The 5,067-nt window shown below is 69.7% G+C and carries 5 protein-coding genes and 1 pseudogene; 3 read left to right on the forward strand and 3 right to left on the reverse strand.

Annotated features, from left to right (window positions below):
• The first annotated feature begins 230 nt into the window (after positions 1-230).
• Both mce and ACWPOB_RS28390 read left to right on the forward strand, forming a co-directional pair.
• The gene (gene mce, locus ACWPOB_RS28385; protein ID WP_100058021.1) at positions 231-713 is read left to right on the forward strand and encodes a methylmalonyl-CoA epimerase; all 483 of its coding nucleotides are present in this window, start codon (positions 231-233) and stop codon (positions 711-713) included.
• 107 nt (positions 714-820) lie between these two features.
• Positions 821-1,906, forward strand: a complete 1,086-nt coding sequence (locus ACWPOB_RS28390; RefSeq protein ID WP_100058020.1) for a coiled-coil domain-containing protein — start codon at positions 821-823, stop codon at positions 1,904-1,906.
• 109 nt (positions 1,907-2,015) lie between these two features.
• On the opposite strand, the gene ACWPOB_RS28395 is transcribed toward ACWPOB_RS28390, so the two are convergent.
• On the reverse strand, positions 2,016-2,336 hold the full coding sequence (locus tag ACWPOB_RS28395) for an ATP/GTP-binding protein (protein ID WP_455402859.1): 321 nt from the start codon (positions 2,334-2,336) through the stop codon (positions 2,016-2,018).
• A 1-nt stretch (position 2,337) separates the two neighbouring features.
• On the reverse strand, positions 2,338-3,012 hold the full coding sequence (gene nucS / locus ACWPOB_RS28400; RefSeq protein ID WP_100058018.1) for an endonuclease NucS: 675 nt from the start codon (positions 3,010-3,012) through the stop codon (positions 2,338-2,340).
• 43 nt (positions 3,013-3,055) lie between these two features.
• Between nucS and ACWPOB_RS28405 the strand changes: the two genes are divergently transcribed.
• Positions 3,056-4,597, forward strand: a complete 1,542-nt coding sequence (locus tag ACWPOB_RS28405; RefSeq protein ID WP_455402860.1) for an adenylate/guanylate cyclase domain-containing protein — start codon at positions 3,056-3,058, stop codon at positions 4,595-4,597.
• Here ACWPOB_RS28405 and ACWPOB_RS28410 read toward each other — a convergent pair.
• Positions 4,569-4,826, reverse strand: a pseudogene (locus ACWPOB_RS28410) (transposase); the annotation flags it as partial. The gene ACWPOB_RS28405 and the pseudogene ACWPOB_RS28410 overlap by 29 nt on opposite strands.
• Positions 4,827-5,067 lie beyond the last annotated feature (241 nt).

Below are 5,067 nucleotides of genomic sequence, written 5' to 3' on the forward strand. Positions count from 1 at the left end.
CCGGCCTTGGCGAGGGCACCGGCGATGGCGACCCCGCCGAGGTCCGAGCCGGAGAAGTCCTTCAGGGCGCCCTGCAGACGCCCCATCGGGGTCCGGGCTCCGGCAACGATGACAGAACTGGTCACGAGGATTTCCTCCGGTGGTGGGAGTGACGGCTTCCGCGCGGGCTCGAGGCCGGCAAGCCCATCCCGACGCATACTGATCTAACGTTAGCGCTACCGTCTTTATTCATGACTGAGACCTCCCCCACTCCGACTCCGCTCGCGGCGCTGACCTCCGGCCTCGTGACCGCCATCGACCACGTCGGCATCGCGGTCCCCGACCTGGACGCCGCCCTCACCTGGTACGCCGAGAACCTCGGGCTCGTCTCCACCCACGAGGAGGTCAACGAGGAGCAGGGCGTGCGCGAGGCGATGCTGTCGGTTCCCGGCTCGCCGGAGGGCGCGACCGCGATCCAGCTGCTCGCCCCGCTGAACGAGAACTCGACGATCGCGAAGTTCATCGACCGCAGCGGGCCCGGCCTGCAGCAGCTCGCCTACCGCGTCAGCGACCTCGATGCGGTGTCCGCCGAGCTCCGCGCGCACGGCGTGCGCCTGCTGTACGACGCCCCGCGACGCGGCACCGCCGATTCCCGCATCAACTTCCTCCATCCCAAGGACGCCGGCGGCGTGCTCGTCGAGCTCGTCGAACCTGCTGCGCACGGATCGCACTGACCGCCCCCATCTCACCCGGCCGACTCGCCGGGTTCACACCGCCGCAGCATTAGCACAACGCGGCGGCACGCGCAGCTCCGGCCGCTTCGAGCAGGTAGATTGGCGCCATGGTCTTCGATCGCGATCGCACCCCAAGCCACCTGCCCTTCTCCATCGTGCGCAAGGGATTCGACCGCGACGAGGTGACCAACTACTTCGCCCGATTCGAGGCCGAGCTGCGCGTGACCGCCACGGACCGGGATGCGGCCGCCGCCCAGGCTCGCGACCTGGCTCGACAGCTCGAGAACGCCCGCAACGAGATCGACGAGCTGCGTAAGGACGTCGATCGGCTGTCGGTGCCGCCCACGACGGCCGAGGGCATGAGCGACCGCATCTCCCGCATGCTGCGCCTCGCCTCCGACGAGGCGTCCGAGCTGCGGGCCCGGGCCGAGGCCGACGCAGCCGAGATGATCTCTCTGGCCGAGCAGGAAGGCATCCGGCTGCGCGGGGACTACGAGGCGATGATCGCCGAGCTCGCCGAGCGGCGTAAGGCATTCGAGACGGAGCACGCCCGGACGATGGCGGAGGCGCGCGCCCAGGCCGCCCGGATCATCGCCGCCGCCGAAGCGGAGCGCGACCGCCTCGCGGCGGAGGCGGAGGCCAAGCGGGACCGGGTCCAGCAGGACTTCGAGATCGCCATGAGCGAGCGCCGCAGCAAGGTCCTCGGCGCCCTCGACGAGCTCGAGCGCACCAGCAAGGCCGAGGCCGAACAGCGTCTCGAGATCGCGTCCCGCGAAGCGGCACGCCGGCTCGAGATCGCCACCGAACAGTCCGAGCGGAAGATCGCCAACGCCCGCGATCTGACCGAGGAACTGCGGGTGCTGCGTGGCCGCATCCTCAGCCAGTTGGACGGGGTGCGGGGTCAGCTCGAGGCCGTGCCGTCGATGCTCGCCGCGGTGACGCGCGAGGGCGAGCTGCTCGACCGCGACCGGGACGCGCTCACCACCGAGGGCGAGGCCGACGCGACCAAGGAGATCGCCACCGGGGAATCCGAGAAGGAACCGGCCACCAAGGAACTCCCGGCGGCCGGCGGCAAGCCGGAGGACAGCGACGGCGGAGCCGACTCGGCGAAGGAGGCACGGTCCGGCGACGACGCACCGCCCACCGATCGCCTCGGCCGCTCACCTGCAGTGGCCAGCAAGGTCCGTAACTGAGCCGCGATCAGGACACGACGGCTGAGCCGTCACTAGGACACGACGGCTGAGCCGTCACTAGGACCACGACGGCTGAGCCGTCACTAGGACCACGACGGCTGAGCCGTCACTAGGACCACCGCCGGGTCGGTCCGCGGGTACCGCGGCCGGCCCAGCATCCGTTGTGCCAGTGCCGGCGTTCGTCGGTGCCCCCGATGTCATCGGTGGGCCAGGCGACCACGTGGGGTGTTCCCGGCGCGATCTCGTGATCGCAGCCGGGGCAGCGGTACGCCTTCGTTGCTCGCGACCCGGGGACGGTGCGCACGGTGTAGCGCTCGGACTCCGCACCGGACGGCCCCGATTCGGTGCGGGAGGTGGCCCCGGAGAACGTCGACCCGCCGGTATCGGGCCGGCGCCGGCCCTGCGATCGGGGAACGTTGCGGCGGGGCATTTCAGAACAGCCGGAACTCGTTGCTCTCGGTGCCGCGCAGGGCGTCGTAGTCGAGCACGAGGCAGCGGATACCGCGGTCGGTCGCGAGGGTCTTGGCCTGGGGCTTGATCTGTTGCGCCGCGAAGACACCGCTGACGGGCGCGAGCAACGGGTCCCGATTGAGCAGCTCGAGGTACCGGGTGAGCTGCTCGACACCGTCGATCTCGCCGCGTCGCTTGATCTCGACGGCCACCGTGCCGCCGTCCGCGTCTCGGCACAGCAGGTCCACCGGACCGATGGCCGTGGGGTATTCCCGGCGGACGAGGGTGTAGCCGGGGCCGAGGGTTTCGACGTGCTCGGCGAGCAGTTCCTGCAGATGCGCCTCGACACCGTCCTTGATCAGGCCCGGGTCCACACCCAGCTCGTGGCTCGAATCGTGCTCGATCTCGTCGATGGTGATCCGGAGTTGCTCACCCGTCTTGTTGGTCACCACCCACAGGGCGTGCGCCTCGTCTGCGGACTCCTCGACCAGCCAGCACGGCGGACTCATCCAGTTCAGCGGCTTGTAGGCACGGTCGTCGGCGTGCACACTGACCGATCCGTCGGCTTTGACCAAGAGCAGCCGACGCGCCATCGGCAGGTGTGCCGTCAGACGTCCGATGTAGTCGACTCGACAGCGGGCAATCACAAGGCGCACGTTGCCACCCTAGAGGATCGCCCCGGACTACCCTCGAACGACCATGCCTCGCACCCGCCGCACCTCGCCCCTCGGCTCGCCCCTGCTCGGCGCGCCCGCGGAATCCGTCCGGCGCCAACGTGTTCGCGTGCAGACGTTGCTCACCCTGTTGCTGCTCGGCACGAACATCGCGGGAGCCGCGATCACGGCGTTGTTGATCAACGTCGTCGTCCCGGGCCCCTCGGTGCTGCGTCCGGAGTTCGTCGTCGTCACCGGCGTCATAGCACCCGTCTACGTCGGCGGTGCCATCGTCCTGGGAACGATTTTCGGGACCCGGCGCGGCCTTGCACAACTGCGGTGGATCCTCGAGGACCGGGATCCCACCCCCGACGAGCGACGTGCAACCATGCGATTGCCGATGCGCCTCACCGCCCAGCAGGGTGCGTTCTGGGCGGTGGGGCTGGTGCTGTTCGCGACCGCGTTTGGGGTACTGGATCCGCGCACGATCCCGAAGGTCGCGCTCACCATCGCCCTCGCGGGCCTGACGGTCTGCGGCTTCGTCTATCTGTTCAGCGAGTTCGCGCTGCGGCCGATCGCGGCCCGGGCCTTGGAGGCCGGGGCGACCCCGCGACGCCGACTCACCGGCACCAGCGGCCGCATCATGGTGGCCTGGGCGCTGGGCAGCGGCGTTCCCGTCGTCGGGCTGATGCTCGTGGCGGTCTTCAGCTTCGTCCGTCCCGTATCACCCGTCCGCTTCGCGGTGACGATCCTGACGATCGGCGGACTCGCCTTGTTGTTGGGGGCGTCGCTGATGCTCCTCACCGCCCGGACCAGCGTCGCGCCGATCGAGTCGGTGCGGTCCGGCATGGCCCGCATCGAGCGGGGCGACCTCGATGCCGAGGTGGTCGTCTACGACGGAACCGAACTCGGAGAATTGCAGGCGGGATTCAACCGCATGGCCGACGGCCTCCGCGAGCGCGAACGGATCCGCGACGTCTTCGGCCGGCACGTCGGGCAGGACGTCGCGCGGGCCGCGCTGGCGTCGTCGCCGCGACTGGGCGGCGAGGAACGCGACGTCGCGGTGCTGTTCATCGACATCATCGGCTCGACGACAATGGCGGCCGATCGGCCGCCCACCGAGGTCGTACATCTGCTCAACCGCTTCTTCGAAGTCGTGGTCGAGGAGGTGCACCGGGCCGGCGGGTTCGTCAACAAGTTCGAGGGCGACGCGGCGCTGGCTATCTTCGGCGCTCCGGTCGCCATGGCCGACGCGGCGGGCAGTGCGCTCGCGGCCGCTCGGGAGATGGCCCGCCGGTTGCGCACCGAGGTCCCCGAGTGCGAGGCGGGAATCGGGGTCACCGAGGGTCTCGCGGTGGCCGGAAACGTGGGCGCTCACGAGAGATTCGAGTACACGGTGATCGGCGATCCGGTGAACGAAGCGGCTCGGCTGTCGGACGTGGCCAAGACGATCCCCGGCCACGTGGTGGCGTCGGCCCGGGCGGTAGAGGTGGCCGCGGAAGCGGAGCGCACCCGATGGTCGCTGAAAGGTGAAGTCACCCTGCGCGGGCGGTCGGAGGTCACCCGCCTGGCGGTTCCGGTCGACTGATCCCGACGAAAGGGGCTCTTCGTAATCCAGGGTGTAGCAGCGGCCTGAAGCCGCCGGTCTCGAGTAGCGATCTGGCGATGTAGTTGGTGAGGTTGCGGAACCCGAGGGCGGAGCCGCGGAGGTGTTCGAGTCGTCCGTTGATCGCCTCGGTTGGGCCGTTGCTGGTGCCGGGTCGGTCGAAGTAGGCCAGCACGTCGACGGCGCGCTTCTTCAGCGTTCGGCCCAGCGTGGTCGGCAGCCAACCCAGCGGCTCGTGCGCCAGACGCCGGGTCACTGTGTCGCGCGGCGATCCCTCGCATCCGCAGCGACGACACCACCTCTCATCCGACCCGTCGGGCTCGACTGATGAGGCTCATCGAAAGTGCTCAACTGTGCCCGGTGGAAGTGCCCACCCGTGAGCAGGGTTCACTGTAGCGGTTGCCGGGTGCCGGTGGTGGCCTGCCGGAGCTTTTCGGCTCGGGCGTGGTGAT

This window comes from Rhodococcus sp. 2H158, from assembly GCF_053764755.1.

Bases quoted from the DNA above. Each gene is read 5' to 3' on its own strand.
- ACWPOB_RS28395 (WP_455402859.1), bottom strand. From the start codon at position 2,336: ATGCCCCGCCGCAACGTTCCCCGATCGCAGGGCCGGCGCCGGCCCGAT.
- ACWPOB_RS28390 (WP_100058020.1), top strand. From the start codon at position 821: ATGGTCTTCGATCGCGATCGCACCCCAAGCCACCTGCCCTTCTCCATC.
- mce (WP_100058021.1), top strand. From the start codon at position 231: ATGACTGAGACCTCCCCCACTCCGACTCCGCTCGCGGCGCTGACCTCC.
- ACWPOB_RS28405 (WP_455402860.1), top strand. From the start codon at position 3,056: ATGCCTCGCACCCGCCGCACCTCGCCCCTCGGCTCGCCCCTGCTCGGC.